A 20,841-nucleotide genomic window follows, 5' to 3' on the forward strand; every position below is an offset into this window, starting at 1 on the left:
GATTCCGCCGCTCGGGCCGGACACTTCCCAGTCCACCTCCGATCCGCCGGCGCCGCCTGGGGCCGACCAGCCTCCGCCGGGTGCCGAACGTCCTCGGGACTCCGGTGGGCTCACACGTCGTCGGCGGCGGTGATGCGTCGGCCGGTCAGGCGGTCGACGCCGATCGACACCCAGAGCGTGCGCCGGCCTCCCGGCCACGGGGCGGTGTGGGCCTGATCGTCGAGCCGGCGTACCGCGTCCGGGTCGGTGACCGCCCTGGCCCGGCCCACCGCCAGGACGCTCCAGCCCCGGCTCATCGCGTCGTCGACATGATCGACCTCGAACGCCACGTCGTTGCCCACGGCGGCGGCCGGGGCGGCGTCGGGTGCGGTGCGAAAGGCGATGGCTTCGCCGGCCACCTCGTAGTTGACGGGGAACACGGCCGGACCGTGCGGGGTGGTCAGTGAGACCCGCCCCACACCGTGGGTCGACAGCAGGGCCCGGCACTCCTGCTCCCCCAGATCCCGCAGGCGGGGGTGGTAAGGCGCCTGCCCCTGCCCCGGGGGCCGCTCCTGATCACCACCCTGGAGTTCGAGGAGCGTGGTCCCCAGCGCGTCGGCCAGACGCAGCAGAGTGCCGAGGCTCGGGTCGGAGATGTGGGTCTCGAGGTAGTCGAGATACTGCGGGGACATACGGGCGCGCGCCGGGCGGTCTCCTCCACGCCAAGGCCCCTCCGCCGCCGTGCGGCCGCCACCCGTCGGCTCACGTCACCCGGCTGAACGGCCGTGGGACCGCCGGTCCCGGCAGGGGGCCCGTCCGCGGGATCCGGCCGGTCGTGATGGATGTGGGCGTCCGGCCCCGGAAAGACCAGCGTGACATCGCCGGTGTCCGACCAGCGCACGTCGTACGGCGGTGTCCCGTCCTCGTGACGGAGGCCGACGATCTCCCCGGCGCGCCGTGCGACGCCGGTGGACGGGCTCTCGACGATCAGCCGGTCACCAAGGTGGGCGTGCATGGCCGAGCCCTCTCCGTCGATGGCTGCTTCCCACCAGCATCACGCGGGAGACCCGCCCCCGCACCAGGGCCCGAAGGTCCCGCCGACGGGGGACGTACAGCCCTGCACCTCTGCACGAAGGCCCCCAGCACACGGTCCCGTCCGGGGAGCAGGCTGAAGGGGAGCAAGGGAGGCGCGTCATGCAGCACCGCACGGTCGGAGAACTCATGACTCGTGGCGTCGTACGGGTACGACAGGAAACGCCGTTCAAGCAGGTCGCCGGAATGCTGGCCGACCACGACGTGACCGCCCTGCCCGTGGTCGACGACCTCGATCAGCCAGTAGGGGTGGTGTCGGAAGCCGACCTGCTCCGCACGGTGGCGGCGCGACCCGACCCGGGCGGCCTGCCGCTGCCGTCGGCCCGGCTGAACGCAACCCTCCCCACGGATGACGGAACCACGGCCGGAGAGCTGATGACGGCTCCCGCTGTCTGCGCCCGCCCGGAGTGGACGGTCGTCGAGGCGGCCCGCCTGATGGACGGTGCGGGGGTCAAACGGCTTCCCGTGGTCGACGAGGCGGGGACGCTGGTCGGCATCGTCAGCCGTGGCGATCTCCTGCGGGTCTTCCTGCGCCGGGACGAGGCGCTGCGCGACGAGATCACCCGTGATGTCCTGGCCCGGACTCTCGGTCTCGCGCCGGACGACGTGACGGTCGACGTGCACGAAGGCCGGGTGACGCTCAAGGGCCGTGTGGAGACCGGTCGGCTCGTCCCCGTCATCGAGCGGCTGTGCCGCGGCGTCGACGGCGTCGTGTCCGTGGAAGCGGACCTGAGCTGCCGCTTCGACGAGCCGCCGGGGCCTGGTCCCACCGGCTGAACCGCCCTGCTCTTGGTGGCCGACGCGGCGTGGCACGACCGTCGGGAGGCGCACGCTGCCCGGTCCTGGTGGTCCCGCACCCGCGGGAGCGGTAGCGGTCCGGGCGCGCTTCGAGGAGGAAGGAGTGGCACCATGGCGAAGCCGGTAGTGGTGGGCGTGGACGGTTCGCGGTCGAGTCTGGACGCGGTCGAGGTCGCGGGCCACGAGGCCGTGATCCGCGGTGCGGAACTGCGGTTGGTGCACGCCTTCGGATCACCGTCCCCTCACCTGCCGCCCGGCGGGCCGGCGTGGAACCCCGCCGGTGCGGGCGTGCGTGAATTGCTCGACGGCACACTCGCGGAGGCCGAGCGGCGGGCCCGTGACGTGGCACCGCACGTGGACATCACCCGCGACGTCACCGTGGGTGAGCCGCTGATGGTGCTGGAGATCGCCTCGCGCACGGCCTCCCTGGTGGTGGTCGGCAGCCGTGGTCTGGGCGCCTTCGGCAGCCTGCTGCTCGGATCGACGTCCGCACACCTCGCCGCGCGCGGCCACTGCCCTGTGCTGGTGGTGCGGGGACGGCCGAGCCCGAGGGGGCCCGTCGTGCTCGCGGTCGACGACGCGCCCACCTCCGATGAAGCCGTACGCTTCGCCTTCGCCGAGGCGTCTCTGCGTGGCGCGCACCTCACGGCGCTGCACGTGTGCCGGGCGGGCAGCGCGGATGCCTACGCCGGGCCGGCCGATCCTCCCTTCGTCACCTACGACGAGATCCATCTGCGCAAGCACGCGGAGCACGTTCTCGACGTGGCGCTGTCCGGCCGGCCGGAGCGGTATCCGCATGTCGAGGTGGAGCGCAGGCCGGTCGTCGGCCGGGTGCGCCACGCCCTCATCGAGGCGAGCGCGGACGCGCAGCTCCTCGTCGTCGGAGCGCGGGGGCGAGGCGACTTCACGGGCCTGCTGCTGGGCTCGGTCAGCCAGGCCGTCCTGCATCACGCGCGGTGCCCGGTCGCCGTGGTCCGCCGTGGCGCCGAGTGACGTCCGCACCGTCAGACGCGTGCCGCGCCAAGCAGGTTCGCCACCGGTTCTGCAGGCACATCACCACGGCCGCGAGCAGGACCGCCAGCACAGCAGGGCAGAGCGCCCGGGCCCACGTGGTCCGCCACGCTCCGCGGGGTCGGGGCCGCACCAGCGGCTCACTGCTCGTCATCACGGTGATGGTAAGCGGTTCCTGCGAGGGCTGGGGCGGTCAGCGTCGACCGGGCAGCAGTACGAAGTCGAGTTACTGAATGACGTCACTGGATGACGCGCTCGCCCGGCGGACCGCCAGGAGCGCTGCGCGGATGTCCGCCGCCGCTCGCGGATCGGACAGGGAACGGCCCGTCAGCTCCTCGACGCGGCGCAGCCGGTAGCGGACGGTATTGGGGTGGACGAAGAGACTCCGCGCCGCGTCGGTGGCGGAGCCGGCGGCGGCGTACCAGTGCTCCACGGTCTCCAGGAGACGAGCCCGCTCCGCGGCCGGCAGATCGAGCAGGGGCTGAAGGACCACCTCCACCAGGTGCGCCGCCTCGGCCGGGGCCGCGGCGACGACCATCGCCAGCAGGTCGTCGTCGAACCGCGCGACGCCGGGGCCTGTGCCCTGGAGGCCGGCCAGAGCAAGTCGGGCGAAGCGAAGAGCTTGGGGGGTGTCCCGCAGCGAGTGAAAGCACGGGCTGACGCCCACGCGGGCGCCCGAGCGGCGCAGGATGCGCAGACAGGTGCTCTCCGCGGTCCCCGTGGGCACGGCGGCCAGGCCGATCTGCTGATCGGGCAGCAGCCGCCAGGCGAAGTGGACCTGGGCCTGACGCAGTGCCGCTTCCGCCCCGGCCAGCGGCTCCTCGCCGGGAGCGTCGGCCGCCGCAGCGACGACGACGTAGGGGCCGCGGTCGGGCAGTCCCAGCTCACGAGCGGCCTCCCACAGCGTGCGGTCGGCGATGACTCCGGTGAACAGCGCCTCCACCAGTGCCGAGCGGCGCGCCTGGCGCCGCGAGGTCAGTTCGGCGGTCGTCTCCCGGTAGGCCGCCGCCACCGCCTCCGCGTAGCGGCCGAACAGGGCCCAGATCTCCGCGGACTGGGACACCAGCTGAGCGTCATCGACCTCGGGACGGTTGCGCGCCTCGGCGAGGATCTCCGTCCACACGAGCTCGAAGCCGATCCGGTACGCGTGCAGGGTGTCCGCCAGCGGCACGCCCTGCTCGGCGCGGACGCGGCCGGTCTCGCGGGCCGGGCTCGGGTCCTGCGCGTGCGCGCGGCCGAGCTGGTTCAGGAGCAGGTCCGCGTTGGCGGTGCACGAGCGGCGCAGGGAGTCGAAGGGGATCAGCGACTCGTTCTGGTAGGCATCGACGTCCGAGCGGATGCGCTGCGCCATCCGCTCGCCCAGTTCCGGCAGCTCCGCCTGAAGCGCCGAGACCACCCGGGAGAGGTTCATTCCCGCAGCGTAACGCCGCTGCTTTGTGCTCGAGAACAATCCGGGAAGGCAGACGCTGTCATAGCGCACATAGGCCGTCGCCATGGATATCTGCACGATGTCGTCAACGTGAACAGCGGATTTCGACGGCGACTTTCGTGGAGGCGGTCATGGCCAATCTGGCTGAGTTCCTGGTGGAGACGGCACGGCGGCAGCCGGAACGCCCCGCACTGCGACTGGGGGGCCAGGTCACCAGCTACGCGGAGCTCGACGAGCGCAGCGCCCGCGCCGCCGCACTGCTGCGGGCCGAGGGTGTGCGACCGGGAGACCGGGTCGCTCTGATGCTGCCCAATGTTCCCGAGTTCGTCGTCCTGTACTACGGCGTGCTGCGCGCCGGAGCGGTCGTCGTGCCGATGAACCCGCTGCTGAAGACCCGGGAGACCGAGTACCACCTGAACGACTCCGGCGCGGTGCTGCTCTTCGAGTGGCATCAGGCGCCTGGCGAGGGCGCATCGGGCGCGGCCGCCGCCGGAGTGCGGCACCTGGCCGTCGAGCCCGCCGCTTTCGCGGACCTGCTGGCCGGTCACGAGCCGCTGCCTGAGGTGAGCGAGCCGGACGGCGAGGACGTTGCCGTGCTGCTGTACACCTCCGGCACCACCGGCCGGCCCAAGGGCGCCACCCTCACGCACACCGGACTGCGGCACAACACCGAGGTCAACGCGGTCCATGTGCAGCAAGTGACGGCGGACGACGTGGTCGTGGGCTGTCTGCCGCTGTTCCACATCTTCGGCCAGATCTGCACGATGAGTGTGACCATCCGCGCCGGTGCCTCCCTCACCCTGATCCCCCGCTTCGACCCGCAGACCGTGCTGGACGCCATCGCCCGCGACCGGGCGACGATCTTCGAGGGCGTACCGACCATGTACGCCGCGCTACTCCAGCACCCGTCGGAAGCCGACGTGTCCACCCTGCGGATGTGCGTCTCCGGCGGGGCCTCGCTGCCGGTGGAGATCCTGCACGGCTTCGAGCGGCGCTTCGGGTGCATGGTGCTGGAGGGCTTCGGCATGTCCGAGACCAGTCCCGTCGTCACCTTCAACCACCCCGACCGGCCGCGCAAGGCAGGATCCATCGGCACCCCGATCAAGGACGTGGAGGTGCGGCTCCTGGACGACAAGGGCCAGGACGTGGCTCCCGGCGAGATCGGCGAACTGGCCGTCCGCGGGCCGAACGTGATGAAGGGCTACTGGAACCGCCCGGAGGAGACGGCGGCCACCATCCCGGACGGCTGGCTGCGCAGCGGCGACCTCGCGCGCCGGGACGAGGACGGCTACCTGTACATCGTCGACCGCAAGAAGGACATGATCATCCGCGGCGGATACAACGTCTACCCGCGCGAGATCGAGGAGGTCCTCCACGAGCACCCGGCCGTCGCGCTGGCCGCGGTGGTGGGCGTGGCCGACGCGCATCTGGGCGAGGAGATCGCAGCCGCGGTAGTGCTGCGCCCGAAGGCCCAGGCCACGCCCGCCGAGCTCCAGCAGTTCGTCAAGGAGCGCGTGGCGGCGTACAAGTACCCGCGCCAGGTGTGGCTCGTGGACACGCTGCCGACCGGCCCCAGCGGCAAGATCCTCAAGAGGGAGATCACCGCGCCCGCGCACCCGAAGGGCGCCGGCGCGTTGACCGACCGGGTGGGATGATTTTCTGGTTGATCAAGGTGGGAGGGCGGGGCAGCTCCCGGCTGCCCCTGTCCGGGCCATGCGTGTCCAGTGGAGATTTCCGCTAGCTGGTCTTCCACTTCTGGTTGTCGCCGCCCCAGCAGGACCACAGCTGGGCCTTGGAGGTGGCCAGGTCCTTGTCCAGGCACAGACCGGACTTCACTGAGCGGATTGTGCCGTCGGAGTAGAACATCCACCTCTGGTTGTTCTGACCGTTGCAGTCGTAGGTGCCGACTTCGGTGGCGTTGCTGGTGCCTTCGCGGTAGGCGTCCAGGCACTTCGTGCCGCCGTAGACGGTGAGCTGCCCGGAGGGCGTGAGGGTCCACTGCTGGTTGGCGCCGCCCGAGCACTGGTCGTGGACCTGGACCTGGACGTTGTCGTGGCTGACATAGGGGACGTCGAGGCAGCCGTCGCCGTCGGCGTTGCGCAGGATGCTCGTGTGTGAGCCGGGGTCAGCACCCCAGGCACGCTTGACGGCGTCGATACCGCTGATGTTGCGGATGCCCAGCGTCAGGTCGGCACCGCTGCCCTCGAGGTCGAAGAGCGAGTAGTAGTCGTGGTCGGGGTACTCCTGGTACTTGCCGCCGATGGCCGGCCAGTAGACCGCGCCCATGCCGAGTTCGTGGACGGTGTCGGTGTCCGCGCGCAGGTACCGCACGAAGTTGTCGGTGCTGTCGGCGTTGTTGTAGTCCTTGCCGGCGTCCGCGCCTGCGCCGCCCATCGGTGCGCCGAACTCGTCCAGGACGGTGCGCTTGGCGCAGGTGCCGACCTTGCTCTTGAAGTCGGTGACCCACTCGTCGTAGGTTCGGGCCGACTTATTGAAGGCGTAGTGGTGGAGCGAGAGGTAGGTCCCGTCGAGGCGGGAGTCGGCGCACACGCTCGTGACGTAGTCGTTGAACCCGGGTCCGCTCACGATGATCCGGTTCCTGGGGACCGACGGGTGGTCGGCGATCCACTTGGCGGCGATATCCGCCCACGCGGTGGCACTGTGTCCATGGGGCTCGTTGAACGGCTCGAAGTAGACCAGGCCGTTGGACCCGTACCTGTCCGTCACGGCCTTCCACATCGACTTGAACGCATCCGCGTCGACGACCTTGCCGTTCCAGCCCGGCCCGTCCGGTTTCCCGTCGGTGTTCCTGTCCTCGCCGTCCCCTTCCCAGTAGGAGAGGATGACCTTGAAGCCCTTGGCTGTCGCGGCATCGATGGCGCCGGCGTACCTGTCGCCCCACGGCGTGCCCGGGACGGAGTGGCTGTTGATCGGCAGCCGTACGGTGTTGGCGCCGAGCGTGCTCTGGAAACCGCCGAGGACGGCGTTGGCCTTGACCTTGACGGTCTCGTAGCTATCGGATTCGTTCAGCCCCTCGGGCACAACGGCGCCGTAGGTGAAGTTGTCTCCCACCCTGGCCCAGTTCACGCCTTGGAACTGGGCGGCGTCCAATGCGAGGTCTTCGGCGGTGGCCGGTGATGCGCCGGCCAGGGTACTGATCGACAGCGTGATCAGCCCGGCCAGCAGACCAGCTGCCGCGCGGCGCAGGGAGCGGGTGCCCCCGGGAGGGAGTGCGCTGGGGTGAGGACTGGGTCGGGTGCGCTGGTAGTCGAGCATGTCGTGTCCCTTCTGTGCTTGCGGCTCTGTGCCTGCGGCTCTGTGCGTACGGCTCTGCGCAGGCCGCCGATCGAGGTGGCGCGGACGGGCGCCGGGGCCGAGGGTCGACTTGAGAGGGGCACCGACGCCCAAGCACGGTTGAGCATCGCGGCCTCTTACGGACGGCTGGATCGGTGGTGGGTACCGGAGGCAGGAGCGCGCAGCGAACAACTCCTGCCTCCGGCAGACTTGTGTGTTCGGTCCCCAACGGCTCGGACCGGCATCTGACGACCGCCGAATCAGCCCTTGTCGGCGCCGAGCGTCAGGTGATCGGCATGTTCTCGCCGGTGCAAATCAGCACCAGGGCCCAGAAGAAGTCGTTGTAGATCCAGATGCACAGCAGCGTCGCCAGGGCCGCCATCGCCGGACGGCACAGCGGCAGCACGATCTGCCGGTACTGACGCCATACCGAGGCGCCGTCCACCAGCGCGGCCTCGGTCAGCTCGTGCGGCAGCGTGCACCAGACCCAGCGCGGAGTCGTACGGCCTGCCGCTCATGGTGACGCCGGGCAGGTCGACCAGCGGCAGCGCCAGGTTGAGGCGGAAGTCGGAGCGGCTGACGTAGAACGCGACCATCGACGACAGGCACAGCGTCAACAGCACCGCCGGCACGGTGATGATCACCGTGTGGACGAAGTAGTGGCCCATGCCCGACTGGCTGAACGCGTTGGTGAAGTTGCCGAAGTTCACAGTGTCCGGCCAGGACACGTAGCCCTGCTCACTCGTCTCCGCATACGGCCGCATCGCCGAGTACAGCGCCCACAGCATCGGCGCGAGCCAGGCCAGCGCCGCGCCCGCGAGGAAGAGGTGCAGCAGGATCCGGGCCGGACGGACAGGGGCGCGCTTCTTGCCGAGCGCGATGGTGCCGGTGCTCATGCGCGGCGGTCAGGGGCGGGAGAGGAGGGACCGGAGGAAGAAAGTTGCATGACGACTCCTGGGGCACAGCAGCGGACCCTTGGGCCAGGCCACGGGGCACAAGTTCAATCAGAAGCGAACGAGAACCAACAGCGCACCCATGAGATCCGTTCGGCCTGCCGAACGTCAAGAGTTGTGCGTCGACTTTTTCTGACCCTTACGAAAACCGGCGACCTGGAGAAATCGCTTTCCCCAGGGCTCGTTGTCCGGATTTCCGCAGGCCGGGACAGTCGAACGACACTCGGTATGCCATGCCGCTTCCGGAGGGTCGAGTGCGGCCGTCGCGTCCGTGGGACCCTCCCGCTCGCCGGCCCCGTTACTCCGGGCGCCGACCGGGTGGATGGACGTGACTCATACTCACAAGAAGACGCGGGCAGCGAATGGACACGCTTCCAGCGGATCCGGGCAGCATCCTCGGCCACGTTTCGGCCAAAATCCCCTCCGCCTGCAGAAATACGCAAGTCGATCCGGGCTCAATCGGCCCGGAACGCATGACGTACTCGCCTGGTCATGCGACTGAGAATGCCTGTAGAAAATCTACATAAACCCAACCTGCCGGGCTCCGAGACCGCCAGCCGCAGCCTTCGTTTCGCCACCCTCACCTCGTGAGAGAGCCCACAAGCGGGTCGCCGAGTGGCGCACGAGTGTCAAGGGAGCTATCGTCAGGCAGTAGAACGACCGGTCTTCCTACCTCCTGAGGGGCGGTCGCTCGGACTTCCCAGCCGGCCTGCCTCCAGGCGAAGACGTGCCAGGAGACCGCCGGTGCACGCCGAAGAGAGACCAAAGTTCCGTGAAACCAATCCGCGCCCCGGCCCGGCCGGGGCACAGCACACGGTCGCTGTTTGATGCCGCGTCGCCGGGGTCAGCCTCCCGACCGGATCAGCCGGACGGCGTCCAGGAGGGTCTTGTGGGCGGCCGTCGAGTCGTCCAGGTAACCGGCTGCCATCGCACCGTCGTACAGCATCAGCAGCGCACCGGCGGCCGACTCCGCATCGGCGTGGCCGAGGCGGGTGAGCAGGTCCTGGAAGAGGGCGCGGATCCAGTCCCGGTGGGACGCCACCAGTCCCCGGATCGGATGGTCGGCGTCCGGGTACTCGGCGGCGGCGTTCATGAACGGCGATCCACGAAAGCCACGCTCGCGGGCGTGCTCGGCGATCGCCTCGAAGATCAGGTCGATCGCCTCCGCGGGCGGATGCGCGGCGGCCAGCGGTTCGGCCACCCCCTTGTAGTAGGCGTCCTTGGTCAGCAGATAGGCCACGACCAGGTCGTCCTTGGAGGCGAAGTGCCGGTAGAAGGTCGCCTTCGTCACGCCGGCCTCGGCGATCAGCCGCTCCACGCCGATCGCGCGCACACCCTCGTAGTAGAACAGCCGCGACGCCGCCCGGACCAGACGTTCGCGAGGAGGCAGGTCTCCCTCGATCGTGCGCTCCCGAGGCTTGGCGTTGGTTGTCTTCTGCCCAGTAGTACTCACTTCCCCATTCTGCCCCTGGCCCGGCTGTGAGTGGGCTCCACCCCCATACGGCCGCACAGGGTTGTCACTTCCTGTCCCCCGCGGCACGCAACGGCGTGGCCGTTCATCGAAAGGTTTGAACCATGACTCGTCGTCTCGAAGGAACCGCCGCCCTGGTCACCGGAGCCTCCAGCGGCATCGGCCACGCCACCGCCCTGGAGTTCGCCCGCGAGGGCGCCTCCGTGGCCCTGGTCGGTCGGCGCGAGGACCGGCTCACCGACCTCGCCGCGCAGATCACGGGCGCCGGCGGGAAGGCCCTGGTCGTGCCCGCCGACATCACCACCGCCGAGGCCGCCGAGGAGGCCGTCGAGCGGACCGTCGACGGCTTGGGCCGCCTGGACATCCTGGTCAACAACGCCGGCCTCATGTTGCTCGGCCCCACCCCCGGCGCGGACCTGAACGACTGGCGTCGCATGATCGACATCAACCTCATGGGCCTGATGTACACCGCCCACGCGGCCATCCCCCACCTGGTCAAGGCCGCCGCCGAGGAGCCGCGCAAGGTCGCCGACATCGTCAACATCAGCTCACTCAACGGCCGTGTGGCCTACCCCATGATGGCCGTGTACGGCGCCAGCAAGTTCGGTGTGAACGCCTTCAGCGAATCGCTGCGCCAGGAGCTGGCACGCCAGCACGTCCGCGTGTCCGTCGTCGAGCCGGGCAGCGTCGACACCGAACTGCGCACCCACAACCCGGAACCGGTCCTGAAGGCACTCGCCGCCGGTCTGGGGGACATCGAGCGCCTCCAGAGCCAGGACATCGCCGACGCCGTCGGCTACATCGTGACCCGCCCCCGTCATGTGGCCGTCGGCGAACTGCTCGTACGCCCCACCGAGCAGGCCTGACCACCCATTCCGAGGCCAACTCCCCGACACCGAGGAGTCGTGATGGCGGCCAGGGGTCCTGTCGCCGGCCGACACCGTCGTCCGCGTCCGCCTGCTGCTCGCCACCGCCATCGCGCGGAGACGGCCTGCAGCTGTTGGCGCGGGGAGGCCCAGCGGACGCGGACAACGTGCACCGCTTCATGGCGGGCGTCTACATCGGCTGGGCTCCCCTGTTCTTCTGGACGGCGGCAACGATCCACCGGCAGGGAGTGCTCGTCCACTTCCTGGCAGTCCCGGTCTTCCTCGGAGGCGTGGGCGGGCTGGTGTTCTTTCGCCCAGAACGGGATCCCCAGCCCGGTGGGAGTCTTCCTCGCCTCTGCGCTCCTGGATTTCACCCTCGCGATCATCAGCGTCCGGGCGCATAGCACCGCACTCAGGTCCGGACGAGCGGCGGCGGCCGCCTGAAGAGACCGTCGTGGGCGGCCGGGCCAGCCGCCTATGGGAGAGCACGCACCCGACCGAGCTGTGGCCGGCTGAACTCGTCCATGGTGAGTCCGGCGGGCGGCGAGGTGCCGCTCGCCCCTCGAAGTCAGGGCCGGTTGTTCGCCGACCGGACGGTTCGCGGACATCTCGATGACCCGGCCTTCATGGCCACGTTGAAGTCCCCGCGCGCCGGAGTGAAGGGCAGGGTGCCGTTCCCGCTGAGGGCGAACTGCGCACAGAACGTATCGCCGACCCACCGTCGCTCGCGTGGCCGACGACACGGCCGGGCTGGATCGCGCCCGCCCTTGACCGCCTCGGTCACCGCCTCGCCGGAGGCAAGCCAGGGGCTTCGCGAGTTATAGCGCTTCCTCGAATCGGCTGGGCCACCCCGTTTACCGATGGGGTGTCGACCACGACGGAAGCAGAGGTCATGTGCGGGGTCTGCGGGCGTGGAGGACGAACGCCGGGGGTGTGTTGCGCCATATGGTGCGACTGGGGACGACTTCCTCGAAGTGCTCGGCCAGCAGCCCGCGGAACCGACGGGCGGGACTGAGGGGAACGGCGTGGAGGTAGGTGAACGCGGTGAAGGCACCCGCCGGGGCGAGCACCGCGGACGTCGCGTCCATCAGCCGATATTGGACGGCGGTGGGAAAGAGCGCCCACGGCAGGCCGCTGACCACCACGTCGGCGCTCTCGATGCCGCGCTCGTCCAGCAGGTGGCGCAGGTGTACGGCGTCGCGCTGGATCACCTCCGCCCCCGGGTGACGGTCGCGCAGGCGCTGGGCGAGGAATGGATCGATCTCAACCGCCAGGTGGCGGCCGCGCCCGCCGAGCCGACGCTGGATCTCGGCGGTGAACGGCCCGGTGCCGGCACCCAGTTCCACCACGACGGGCTCGCCGCGTTCCGGCACGGGGGCGCAGACCGCCTCGGCCAAGTGCCGCGAGCTGGGAGCGATGGCCCCCATGCGGGCAGGTGAGCGCACCCACTGGCGCAGGAAGAGGGTGTAGTCGTTCGCCTCCCGCGGAGGCCTGCAGAGACGGCAGTGCCGGGCTGTTCGTTGCGCGGTGCTGGTGGTCATGTCGAGGCCTTGTCGGGAGTGCGGTGGTCGATCGGGTCGGTGTGAACGGGCCCCGTACGGTGCACCAGGAACCCGTGGCAGCGCTCCGCCTGGAGGCGGGCTCGCCCGGATAACTCGGCCTCAGTAGAAAGACCGGTCGTTCTACCTAGACCATAGCTCCTCCGGAAGGCCCCACGCCACTCGTCAACGGGTTGAAGACCCTGCCCGCACTCACGCGAGTCGCGCGTCGCGGCCTCCTCGCATCAGAGGGCCACCCCCGTGCTCACCGCTCGATCGCCCAGCGGGCCAGCCCCCGCACAGCGCGCATCAGCGCGGGAAGACGACCGTCAGGAGGCGGAAGAGTTCAGCGCGCTCCTCGCCGGACAACTGGTCCAGGCCGGTCTGCGTCTGCTCCATCCGTCCACGGATCGTGTCGATCGCCTTCTGTCCCACCTCGGTGAGGGCGACGTTCTTCACGCGGCGGTCGGTGGGGCTGACCTCGCGGCGGACCAAGTCGCGCTTTTCGAGTCGGTCGATGATTCCGGTCATGTTCGACGCGTCGCAGGCGAGGGTGTGCGCGAGCGAGCGCATCGAGGCGGGCGCGCGACGCAGCACCGTGAGGGTCTTGGCCTGGCTGGAGGTAAGGCCCATGTCGGCGGCGGCTGTCGTGAAGTCGGCGTAGTGCGTGGTGACCGAATGGGCGAGCAGCTCCATGAGCTGCGCTTTGGACGGGATCGGGGCCATGCCTCGAGAGTACCGCGAAAAGCTTGAACCTCCCAACCTTTGACATTGACCAAGCTCTTATTGTTTGATGTCCTCAAGCATCGAGTACCTCAATGGTCTGACTCCTCGACCATCGATGCATCCCTCCTTCGTGCCATCCCTTCCACCGGAAAGAAGACCGTGAAGTCCTCTCTTGCCGCCGCGCCGAAGCGCCGCACCGGCAGCCTCAGCCTCGTCCTGGTACTGGGCCTCGCCGCCATGGTCGTGTCGATGATGCAGACCCTGGTCATCCCGATCCTCGGCATCATCCAGAACGACCTCGGCGCCACCACTGCGCAGGTCAGCTGGGTCACCACCGCCACGCTGCTGTCGGCCGCGGTCTTCACGCCGCTCCTCGGCCGCTTCGGCGACCAGCACGGCACGAAGCCGACCCTGCTCGGCGTGCTGGTGGTCATGGTCGCCGGATCCGTGCTCGCCGCGACCACGAGCTCCATGCTGTGGCTCATCGTGGCCCGTGTGCTGCAGGGCGCCGCCACCGCGATCTTCCCGCTCGCGCTGTCCGTGCTGCGGGCCGAGGTCGAGCCCTCGCGGCTGCCCGGCGCCATGGCCCTGGTCAGCGGAACGCTCGGGTTCGGCAGCGGTCTCGCCCTGGTGAGCGCCGGACTCCTCTCTCAAGGTGCCAACCCCGATTACCACCAGGTCTTCTGGCTCGCCGCCGCACTCGCCACCGCCGCGCTCATCGCGGTCGCGGTCGCGGTCCCCGCGCCGCGCACCCGGACAGGCGGGCGCACCGACTGGCTCGGCGCCGCCGGCCTCGCCCTGGTGCTCGTCCTGCTCCTGCTGCCCATCTCACAGGGCCACACCTGGGGCTGGACCTCGGCCCGCACGCTCGTCCTCTTCGCCGGCGCCGCCGTCATGACCGTCATCTGGGTCGTGATCGAACGCAGGGTCCACGACCCCCTGGTCGACATGAAGATGTTCGTCCACCGGCCGGTGCTGTTCACCAACATCGCCGGACTGCTCGTCGGGTTCGCCATGTTCGCTCAGTTCATCGGTGTCTCCTACCTCGTCCAGACGCCCTCCGAGATCGCCGGCTACGGCTTCGGCGCCTCGGTCCTGCGCGCCTCCGTCGTCTACCTGCTGCCCTCCGCCCTCGTCTCGCTCGTCGCCGCCCAGTTCGGAGGCATGCTGGTACGCCGCATCGGCGCACGCCTCACACTGGCCGTCGGCGCCGCCTTCGGCGTCATCGGTTTCGCCTGGCTGACCCTCGACCACGACACCACCGCGTCGGTGATCCTGGCCGGCATGGTCGTCGGCGTCGCCATCAGCTTCGGTTACGCCGCGATGCCCGCGCTGATCGTGGCCGGCGTCCCGCACCACCAGACCGGCATCGCCAACGGCATCAACTCCATCTCCCGCTCCGCCGGCAGTGCCATCGGCAGCGCGGTCATCACCTCGCTGCTCGCCTCCCAGACGCTCGACAACCTGCCCGCCGGAGTCCCCGCCCTGCCCGCCGAGAGCCAGTACACCCTGAGCTTCGCCCTGGCCGGTATGGCCTTCTTGCTGGTCATCGGCGTGGCCATGGTCGGCCTGGCGATCCGCCGCAGGTCCCCCTCGTCCGCCACCGATATGTCCACCCCATCGGGCGACGCCGAGACCGCGCCCGCACGCACGGCCGTCACGGTCTGACCGCGCCACACGCAACAGGTCCGCGACGTTCCCTCCTCTGGTGCCGCCCGGCTTCCCCTCCAGACCGACATGACCGAACAGGACACGACTGTGACTGACACCAAGGCAGCCTTCACCCTCGACGACACCTTCACCGCCACCGAGGCCACCGCGCTGGTGAACCGGCTGCGCGCCACCTTCCGCACCGGCCGCACCAGGCCCCTGGCCTGGCGTCGGCAGCAGCTGACCCGCCTGCGCGAACTGCTCACCGACAACCGCGCGGCGATAGCCGACGCCCTCTACGCCGACCTCCGCAAGAACCGCGCCGAAGCCGAGGCCATGGAGATCAACAGCACGATCGTCGAGATCGACGACTACCTGGAGCACCTGGAGGAGTGGACCGCCCCGCAGCCCGCCCCCGTGACGGTGCCAGCAGTCCCCGGGAGCACCGCCCGCACCGTCTTCGACCCCCTCGGCGTCGCCCTGGTCATCTCGGCGTGGAACTACCCGGTCAATCTGCTGCTGGTGCCCGTCGCGGGCGCGCTCGCCGCCGGCAACGCGGTCGTCATCAAGCCCGCCGACTACGCCGCCCACACCTCGGCACTGCTGGCCGAGCTGCTGCCCGCGTATCTCGACACCGACGCGACGGCGGTCGTCGAGGGCGGCGCGCCGGAGACCACCGTGCTCCTGGAGCAGCACTTCGACCACATCTTCTACACCGGCAACGGCACGGTCGGCCGCATCGTCATGACCGCCGCCGCGAAGCACCTCACCCCCGTGGTCCTCGAACTCGGCGGCAAGTCACCGGTGTTCGTGGACCGGAACACCGACATCGCCACGGTCGCGCAGCGCCTGGCGCAGACGAAGTTCGCCAACGCCGGACAGACCTGCGTCGCCCCCGACTACGTCCTGACCGACCCGGACACCGCAACCGAACTGCAGACCGCCCTGGTCGTCGCGCTCAAGGGGCTGTTCGGTGAGGACCCCCAGATGTCCGACGCCTACGGACGGATCATCAACGAACGGCACTTCGACCGGCTGTCCGCACTGCTGGACTCCGGCCGTACGGTCACCGGCGGGCAGACCGACCGTGCGGACACGTACATCGCCCCGACCGTGCTGGCCGATGTCCGACCCGACGAGCCCGTGATGCGGGAGGAGATCTTCGGCCCCATTCTGCCGATCCTGACCGTGGCGGACCTGGACGAGGCGATCACGTTCATCAACGAGCGCGACAAGCCGCTCGCCCTCTACGCCTTCACCGAGAACGACACCACCAAGCGCCGCCTCGCCGCCGAGACCTCCTCGGGCGGCCTCAACTTCGGCCTGCCGATGCACCACCTCGCCGTGCCGACCCTCCCCTTCGGCGGCGTCGGCGAAAGCGGCATGGGCAACTACCACGGCCGCTACTCCATCGAGACCTTCAGCCACCGCAAGGCCGTCCTCGACGTCCCGCTGAGCTGAACCATCACGGAAGAAGGCACCCTCATGCGGAACGCCGCCCACCTGACCAACGACCTTGAACACAAGAGCAAGGAGCACGAACGCGTCATGGACGACACACTGGAGCGGCTCGGCGCCGGCAAGTACATGCTCGTCACCAGCTACCGCAAGAACGGCACCCCGGTCGCCACCCCGGTGTGGGTGGTCCGCGACGGCGACACTCTGGGCGTGCGGACCCCCGCCGACTCCTGGAAGGTCAAGCGGATCCGGGCCCGCGGCGACATCCTCGTCGGCCCCTGCGACCTGAGCGGCAACCCGACCGGCGAACAGGTCCCGGCCACCGCCGAGATCACCGACGAGGCGACCGGCGCCCGCTATCGCAAACTCATCGCCCGCAAGTACGGCATCCTCGGCCGCCTCATGATCCTCCAGAGCCGGCTGCGGGGCGCGGACAGCACGCTGGGCATCCGCGTGCGACTCACCCCCGTAGCGGGATGACGCGCCTTCAGCTCCCGCATCAGGGGCGGCTTGCGGCGGCTCCCGGCACCTTCACCGCCTTCGCCCGCTTCGTACTCTTCGGCGGCGGAGTGGGGCTCGCCTCCAGCTTCGCCGTGGCGGCCCTCGCCTCGTGGATCTACTGGGGCCTGGCCAACGCTCTGATCACCGTGGTTTCCACGCTCCTCGCCACCGAGTTGCATGCCCGCTTCACCTTCGGCGCAGGCGGGCGCGCGACCCGGCGCCAGCATGCGCAGTCGGCCGGGTCCGCGGCGGCCGCGTATGCGGTGACCTCCGTGGCGATGCTTGTCCTGCACCAACTGGTGGCGGCACCCGGTGTGGCGCTCGAGCAGGTCGTCTACCTGTCCGCTTCCGCACTCGCCGGTACCGCGCGGTTCGCGGTGCTGCGCCTCGTTGTCTTCGCGCGGGGCCGCTCGCAGGTCACGGTCACCGTCCGCACCACCTCTCCCCTGCACGCGACCGCGGCCCGCGCCGCGGCATCCGCCGGGCCAGTGGTGCTGGGCCACGCCGCCTGACCGTTGCGCCGGCGGACCGCCGCGCGGGACGGGCAGCCGAGATGTGGATTGGTTCCCCGTCACGCCCCAGCGGCGGTTCACCTAGTAGTCGATGTGCGAAGTGCTGAGTATGGCTACTCACTCAACTTGTATCGAGCTGTTGACACAAGATTCCACCCCGGGGCATCTTGTACTTACCACTCGATACAAGTCGGTCTTGTGACAGGCGGCGTCCACTGCCGCCGGCGCAGGCCGCGCAGCCACCATCACTCACCGGGGCCTTCCTATGCTCGATACCCACCAGCCCGAATCCCGCCTCCGCGCCCACACCGACCGCCACGCCCGCTGGGCCGGTCTGGCTGCCGGCGTGGTCGCCGCACCGCTATGGGCCACCATGGACATCACCAATCACGGCATCAGCAGCTTCGACGCCGGCGTGCCCTTGGTGAGCTTCGTGACCGCCTTCGGCCTGTGCGCGGTGGGCGGTGTCCTGCTCGGCGACACCCTCACCCCCCGCCCTCGGGACGCGGTACGCACCGCCGGTCTCACCCCACGCCGAGTCCGGGACCACGTGCCGCCCCGTATCACTCTCCTGCTTCTCCTCCAGTCGGTATTCCTCGTCGCGCTGGCGGGTTCGGGGGATGCCTTGGGCACCCAAGACGCCATGAACCGGGCGATCGGGGCGTATGACGGCTGTGACGGAACCGAACCACCCGTCATCCTCTGGCCCGGCATGTTCCACGGCAGCCAGATCCTCGGTTCTCTCGCCATCGGCACGGTTGCCTGCGCCTGGGCCTTGCGTCGTGTCGCCCGCCGTGCGGGCGACGACCAGCAGCGCCGCGACCGCTCGTCGGCGATCATCGCAGCCTGGGGGGTGCTGATCTCGGCCCAGCTGTCGCTCGTCATTCTGATGATCCACACCTACCTGACGCACAGTAACTGCGCAGGCATGATGGGCACCATGACTTCCTTGGCGATCTACCCCCTGGGCCTCCTGTCCCTGATCACCCTGGCATGGTCCCTGTTCACCGTAGTGGCGCCCCGGACGGCCCGACGATGACCGCACTCGCCGTCCGTGTCGACACCACCAGCCCGGTACCGCCGTACGAGCAGATCCGCGCCCAGCTCGCCGCACTGATTGTCCAGGGCCGACTGGCCGAGGACGAGCGTCTGCCGACCGTACGTCAGCTCGCCGCCGACCTCGGCCTGGCACCGGGCACCGTGGCCCGCGCCTACCGTGAGCTGGAGGCCGCGCAACTCATCCGCACCCGCCGCGGGGCAGGCACCCGGGTCGCGACACCCCCGTCCGGACCGACCCGCCCCGGCCCGGACCAACTCGCCACACTGGCCCGCGACTTCACCTCAGCCGCCCGCGCGCTGGGCGCCGACACCGAAGCCATCCTGACCGCCATCCGCGAGGCCCTGGACTGACGATGGCCGGACCCGCCACCCGTGTCGACAACACCGGATGTCTGCCCTGTCTTTCTGTTCGGGTCTTCAGCCTCCGTCCCGGTGGTTCCGGTTACGTCTGTCACGTCGACTGGTCTCGTTGCCCCGCCGCCCCTTGAGGTGGCGAGGTCAAGAGAGGGTCCACTTCTGGTTGGCCTGACCCTTGCACTGCCACCGGATCAGCCGGGTGCCGTTGGCGGTTGCCGCGCCAGAGGCGTCCAGGCACTTGCCGTTGAGGTCGGTGATGGTGCCGTCCGCGTGGACGGTCCACTTCTGGTTGGTGCCGCCATGGCAGTCCCAGATGACCACCTTGTCGTCCTCGCTGTCGTCTACGGCGTCGAGGCACTTGTCGCCGTAGACGACGAGTTCGCCGCGCGAGGTCTGCTGGAAAGTCTGGTTGCGTCCGCCGGAGCAGTCCCACAACTGTGGCTCGGTGCCGTTGATGTGTGTGTTCTTGTCGATGTCCACACAGCGGTGGGAAGCGGCGCCGACGAGGACCGCGCCGTCGGTGCCGGGGATGCCCTGGACGCGGAGGGCGTCGATGTCGGGGGTGCTGCCGGAAACCGCCGCGAACCTGACCGTGTTCGCCCCCTTGGCCAGATGCGCGAGCAGGGAGACGGTCCGATAGGTGGTGGCCGATCCGGTGGGCGGGAAGGCCACGACGTACTTGTACTGGCCGTTGACCTGGATGGTGGCCTTGCGGGCGGTGCTGCCGCCGTTGGCGTAGGTGATGTCGACGAGCTTGGTGCCCGCCGTGGAAGCGGTGATGTCGCTGAAGGTGGGGGCTGTGGCGGTGGTGGTGTCCTCGTAGGTGCTGCCGGAGGCCTCGGTGCCGGAAACGGTCAGCAGTACCGCGTCGTTCGCCGGGACGGAGGTGGTGTAGCTGGTCGCGAACGATCCGGCGTCGGTGCGGGTCCAGGCGTTGCGCACGGTGGCGGAGTCCGGAGTCAGGCCGAGGTCGGCCCAGCGGACGGTGATGTCCGCGGCGGAGCCGGTGCGGTTGAACAGCATGACCGCGCGCTTGCCGGTGCCGGAGAGGACCTTCCCGTACACCTGCAGGCCCCGGGTGTCCTCGGCGACCTTGACGCCCTGCAGACCGCGCGGGTCCTGGTTGACGGCGAGAACCTCGGGGTTGGTGAGGATGTCGCGGGTCTCCGCGCTCATGGTGGCGACGTTGTTGCCGGCCAGCAGGGGGGCGCCGGCGATCGACCACAGGCTCATGTGCAGCCGGTTGCGGGCGGCGGTCATTCCGTTCAGGCCGACCATCAGCATGTCGGGGTCGTTGTAGTACCCGGTGTGCTGGGCCGCGGGCTGCAGGGCCTCGTCGAAGTTGTAGTACATCTTGGTCAGCTGCGGGGCCTCGTCCTTCTGCAGGATGTCGACGCTGGTGCGCCACAGGTCGCCGTATCCCGGCGCCCAGTTCCACGGCAGTCCGGAGCCCCACTCGCAGAACGACAGCACCAGCTTGCGACCGGTCACCGCCGAGGCGGCCTCGTTGGCGGCGGCGATCTGCTTGTAGGTGGTCTCCTGGTCCAGGCGCTCCTCTCTGCCACCGCAGAAGTCGATCTTGACGTAGTCGAAGCCCCAGCGCTGGAAGGTCTCCAGGTCCTGTTGGTAGTGGCCCTCCATACCGGTGTTGGGCGCCTTGGGCCGCGTGGTGGGGTGGTAGTAGCCACAGCCGTTCTTGCCCGCGTCGGTGTAGATGCCTGCTTTGAGGCCCTTGCTGTGGATGTAGTCGGCGATGGCCTTCATGCCGCCGGGCCAGAGGTTCTCGTCGACGACGATGTTGCCGCTCGCGTCACGCTGACCCTGCCACCAGCCGTCGTCGAGGTTGACGTACTTGTAGCCGGCGGCGGCCATGCCGGAGGAGGCCAGGGCATCGGCCTGTTGCTTGATCACGTTGCGGTCGATGCTGCTGAAGAAGCTGTTCCACGACGCCCAGCCCATCGGCGGCGGAGTGACACCCATCTGATGGGTGCTCACGGCAGCCGGTTCGGCGGACAGGGGCGCCGAAGGCTCCGGCCGGTCGAGCGTGGCCAGGCCGACGACGGCGAGTACCGCGGCGAGCACCTGGACGGTGATGTGCCTGGTCCAACTTCGTGCGGCGCTACGGGACATGCGGCTCTCCAGGGGAG

Annotated in this window: 16 protein-coding genes and 2 pseudogenes; 10 read left to right on the forward strand and 8 right to left on the reverse strand. The window is 69.6% G+C overall.

The window, feature by feature from the left end:
• Nucleotides 1–110 precede the first annotated feature (110 nt).
• Nucleotides 111–994 (reverse strand): annotated as a pseudogene (locus tag IE97_RS38160) (pyridoxamine 5'-phosphate oxidase family protein).
• Nucleotides 995–1,173: 179 nt separating this feature from the next.
• Between IE97_RS38160 and IE97_RS0103885 the strand changes: the two are divergent.
• A complete protein-coding gene (locus IE97_RS0103885; protein WP_030230967.1) occupies nucleotides 1,174–1,848 on the forward strand; it encodes a CBS domain-containing protein in 675 nt (224 codons plus the stop codon).
• A 132-nt stretch (nucleotides 1,849–1,980) separates the two neighbouring features.
• Nucleotides 1,981–2,862 (forward strand): universal stress protein, encoded by an 882-nt coding sequence (locus IE97_RS0103890; protein ID WP_030230971.1) that lies wholly within the window; start codon nucleotides 1,981–1,983, stop codon nucleotides 2,860–2,862.
• Between the two features lie 244 nt (nucleotides 2,863–3,106).
• Here IE97_RS0103890 and IE97_RS0103895 read toward each other — a convergent pair whose 3' ends face one another.
• Nucleotides 3,107–4,291, reverse strand: a complete 1,185-nt coding sequence (locus IE97_RS0103895) for a PucR family transcriptional regulator (RefSeq protein ID WP_420706050.1) — start codon at nucleotides 4,289–4,291, stop codon at nucleotides 3,107–3,109.
• Between the two features lie 149 nt (nucleotides 4,292–4,440).
• On the opposite strand from IE97_RS0103895, the gene IE97_RS0103900 reads away from it, so the two are divergent.
• Nucleotides 4,441–5,964 carry a long-chain-fatty-acid--CoA ligase gene (locus IE97_RS0103900; protein ID WP_030230979.1) on the forward strand — a complete coding sequence of 508 codons (1,524 nt, stop codon included), beginning with the start codon at nucleotides 4,441–4,443 and terminating at the stop codon, nucleotides 5,962–5,964.
• An 82-nt stretch (nucleotides 5,965–6,046) separates the two neighbouring features.
• Here IE97_RS0103900 and IE97_RS0103905 read toward each other — a convergent pair whose 3' ends face one another.
• From IE97_RS0103905 to IE97_RS0103915, 3 genes and pseudogenes are all read right to left on the reverse strand, one after another.
• Nucleotides 6,047–7,585: a ricin-type beta-trefoil lectin domain protein gene (locus IE97_RS0103905; RefSeq protein ID WP_078603062.1), complete on the reverse strand. Its 1,539-nt coding sequence runs from the start codon at nucleotides 7,583–7,585 to the stop codon at nucleotides 6,047–6,049.
• Nucleotides 7,586–7,889: 304 nt separating this feature from the next.
• Nucleotides 7,890–8,499, reverse strand: a pseudogene (locus IE97_RS38165) (carbohydrate ABC transporter permease); the annotation flags it as partial.
• Nucleotides 8,500–9,400: 901 nt separating this feature from the next.
• Entirely contained in the window at nucleotides 9,401–10,009 is a 609-nt protein-coding gene (locus IE97_RS0103915; protein ID WP_234310555.1) for a TetR/AcrR family transcriptional regulator, read from the reverse strand.
• Nucleotides 10,010–10,131: 122 nt separating this feature from the next.
• Here IE97_RS0103915 and IE97_RS0103920 point away from each other — a divergent pair, with 122 nt between their 5' ends.
• On the forward strand, nucleotides 10,132–10,893 hold the full coding sequence (locus IE97_RS0103920) for an SDR family NAD(P)-dependent oxidoreductase (protein ID WP_030230994.1): 762 nt from the start codon (nucleotides 10,132–10,134) through the stop codon (nucleotides 10,891–10,893).
• A gap of 890 nt (nucleotides 10,894–11,783) precedes the next feature.
• On the opposite strand, the gene IE97_RS0103925 is transcribed toward IE97_RS0103920, so the two are convergent.
• On the reverse strand, nucleotides 11,784–12,434 hold the full coding sequence (locus IE97_RS0103925) for a class I SAM-dependent methyltransferase (protein ID WP_106975285.1): 651 nt from the start codon (nucleotides 12,432–12,434) through the stop codon (nucleotides 11,784–11,786).
• A gap of 306 nt (nucleotides 12,435–12,740) precedes the next feature.
• A complete protein-coding gene (locus tag IE97_RS0103930; protein WP_030231002.1) occupies nucleotides 12,741–13,157 on the reverse strand; it encodes a MarR family winged helix-turn-helix transcriptional regulator in 417 nt (138 codons plus the stop codon).
• 159 nt (nucleotides 13,158–13,316) lie between these two features.
• Between IE97_RS0103930 and IE97_RS0103935 the strand changes: the two genes are divergently transcribed.
• From IE97_RS0103935 to IE97_RS0103960, 6 genes are all read left to right on the forward strand, one after another.
• Nucleotides 13,317–14,825: an MFS transporter gene (locus tag IE97_RS0103935; RefSeq protein WP_051704835.1), complete on the forward strand. Its 1,509-nt coding sequence runs from the start codon at nucleotides 13,317–13,319 to the stop codon at nucleotides 14,823–14,825.
• A gap of 90 nt (nucleotides 14,826–14,915) precedes the next feature.
• Nucleotides 14,916–16,268 carry an aldehyde dehydrogenase family protein gene (locus IE97_RS0103940; RefSeq protein WP_420706051.1) on the forward strand — a complete coding sequence of 451 codons (1,353 nt, stop codon included), beginning with the start codon at nucleotides 14,916–14,918 and terminating at the stop codon, nucleotides 16,266–16,268.
• Nucleotides 16,269–16,355: 87 nt separating this feature from the next.
• On the forward strand, nucleotides 16,356–16,745 hold the full coding sequence (locus IE97_RS0103945; protein ID WP_030231013.1) for a PPOX class F420-dependent oxidoreductase: 390 nt from the start codon (nucleotides 16,356–16,358) through the stop codon (nucleotides 16,743–16,745).
• The gene (locus tag IE97_RS0103950; RefSeq protein WP_030231018.1) at nucleotides 16,742–17,278 is read left to right on the forward strand and encodes a hypothetical protein; all 537 of its coding nucleotides are present in this window, start codon (nucleotides 16,742–16,744) and stop codon (nucleotides 17,276–17,278) included. The genes IE97_RS0103945 and IE97_RS0103950 overlap by 4 nt, the downstream gene beginning before the upstream one ends.
• A 265-nt stretch (nucleotides 17,279–17,543) precedes the next feature.
• Complete coding sequence (locus tag IE97_RS0103955) at nucleotides 17,544–18,317, forward strand: hypothetical protein (protein WP_030231022.1); 774 nt, start codon at nucleotides 17,544–17,546, stop codon at nucleotides 18,315–18,317.
• Complete coding sequence (locus IE97_RS0103960; protein WP_030231025.1) at nucleotides 18,314–18,688, forward strand: GntR family transcriptional regulator; 375 nt, start codon at nucleotides 18,314–18,316, stop codon at nucleotides 18,686–18,688. The genes IE97_RS0103955 and IE97_RS0103960 overlap by 4 nt, the downstream gene beginning before the upstream one ends.
• A 147-nt stretch (nucleotides 18,689–18,835) precedes the next feature.
• Here the strand turns inward: IE97_RS0103960 and IE97_RS0103965 are convergent, their stop codons facing one another.
• Nucleotides 18,836–20,824 carry a ricin-type beta-trefoil lectin domain protein gene (locus tag IE97_RS0103965; RefSeq protein WP_030231030.1) on the reverse strand — a complete coding sequence of 663 codons (1,989 nt, stop codon included), beginning with the start codon at nucleotides 20,822–20,824 and terminating at the stop codon, nucleotides 18,836–18,838.
• Between the last annotated feature and the right edge of the window lie 17 nt (nucleotides 20,825–20,841).

Source organism: Streptomyces sp. NRRL S-455, from assembly GCF_000717875.1.
In the GTDB taxonomy this organism is placed as follows: domain Bacteria; phylum Actinomycetota; class Actinomycetes; order Streptomycetales; family Streptomycetaceae; genus Streptomyces.

Coding starts and splice junctions, on each gene's coding strand:
- IE97_RS0103885 (WP_030230967.1), top strand. CDS start 1,174: ATGCAGCACCGCACGGTCGGAGAACTCATGACTCGTGGCGTCGTACGG.
- IE97_RS0103890 (WP_030230971.1), top strand. CDS start 1,981: ATGGCGAAGCCGGTAGTGGTGGGCGTGGACGGTTCGCGGTCGAGTCTG.
- IE97_RS0103895 (WP_420706050.1), bottom strand. CDS start 4,291: ATGAACCTCTCCCGGGTGGTCTCGGCGCTTCAGGCGGAGCTGCCGGAA.
- IE97_RS0103900 (WP_030230979.1), top strand. CDS start 4,441: ATGGCCAATCTGGCTGAGTTCCTGGTGGAGACGGCACGGCGGCAGCCG.
- IE97_RS0103905 (WP_078603062.1), bottom strand. CDS start 7,585: ATGCTCGACTACCAGCGCACCCGACCCAGTCCTCACCCCAGCGCACTC.
- IE97_RS0103920 (WP_030230994.1), top strand. CDS start 10,132: ATGACTCGTCGTCTCGAAGGAACCGCCGCCCTGGTCACCGGAGCCTCC.
- IE97_RS0103925 (WP_106975285.1), bottom strand. CDS start 12,434: ATGACCACCAGCACCGCGCAACGAACAGCCCGGCACTGCCGTCTCTGC.
- IE97_RS0103930 (WP_030231002.1), bottom strand. CDS start 13,157: ATGGCCCCGATCCCGTCCAAAGCGCAGCTCATGGAGCTGCTCGCCCAT.
- IE97_RS0103945 (WP_030231013.1), top strand. CDS start 16,356: ATGGACGACACACTGGAGCGGCTCGGCGCCGGCAAGTACATGCTCGTC.
- IE97_RS0103950 (WP_030231018.1), top strand. CDS start 16,742: ATGACGCGCCTTCAGCTCCCGCATCAGGGGCGGCTTGCGGCGGCTCCC.
- IE97_RS0103955 (WP_030231022.1), top strand. CDS start 17,544: ATGCTCGATACCCACCAGCCCGAATCCCGCCTCCGCGCCCACACCGAC.
- IE97_RS0103960 (WP_030231025.1), top strand. CDS start 18,314: ATGACCGCACTCGCCGTCCGTGTCGACACCACCAGCCCGGTACCGCCG.
- IE97_RS0103965 (WP_030231030.1), bottom strand. CDS start 20,824: ATGTCCCGTAGCGCCGCACGAAGTTGGACCAGGCACATCACCGTCCAG.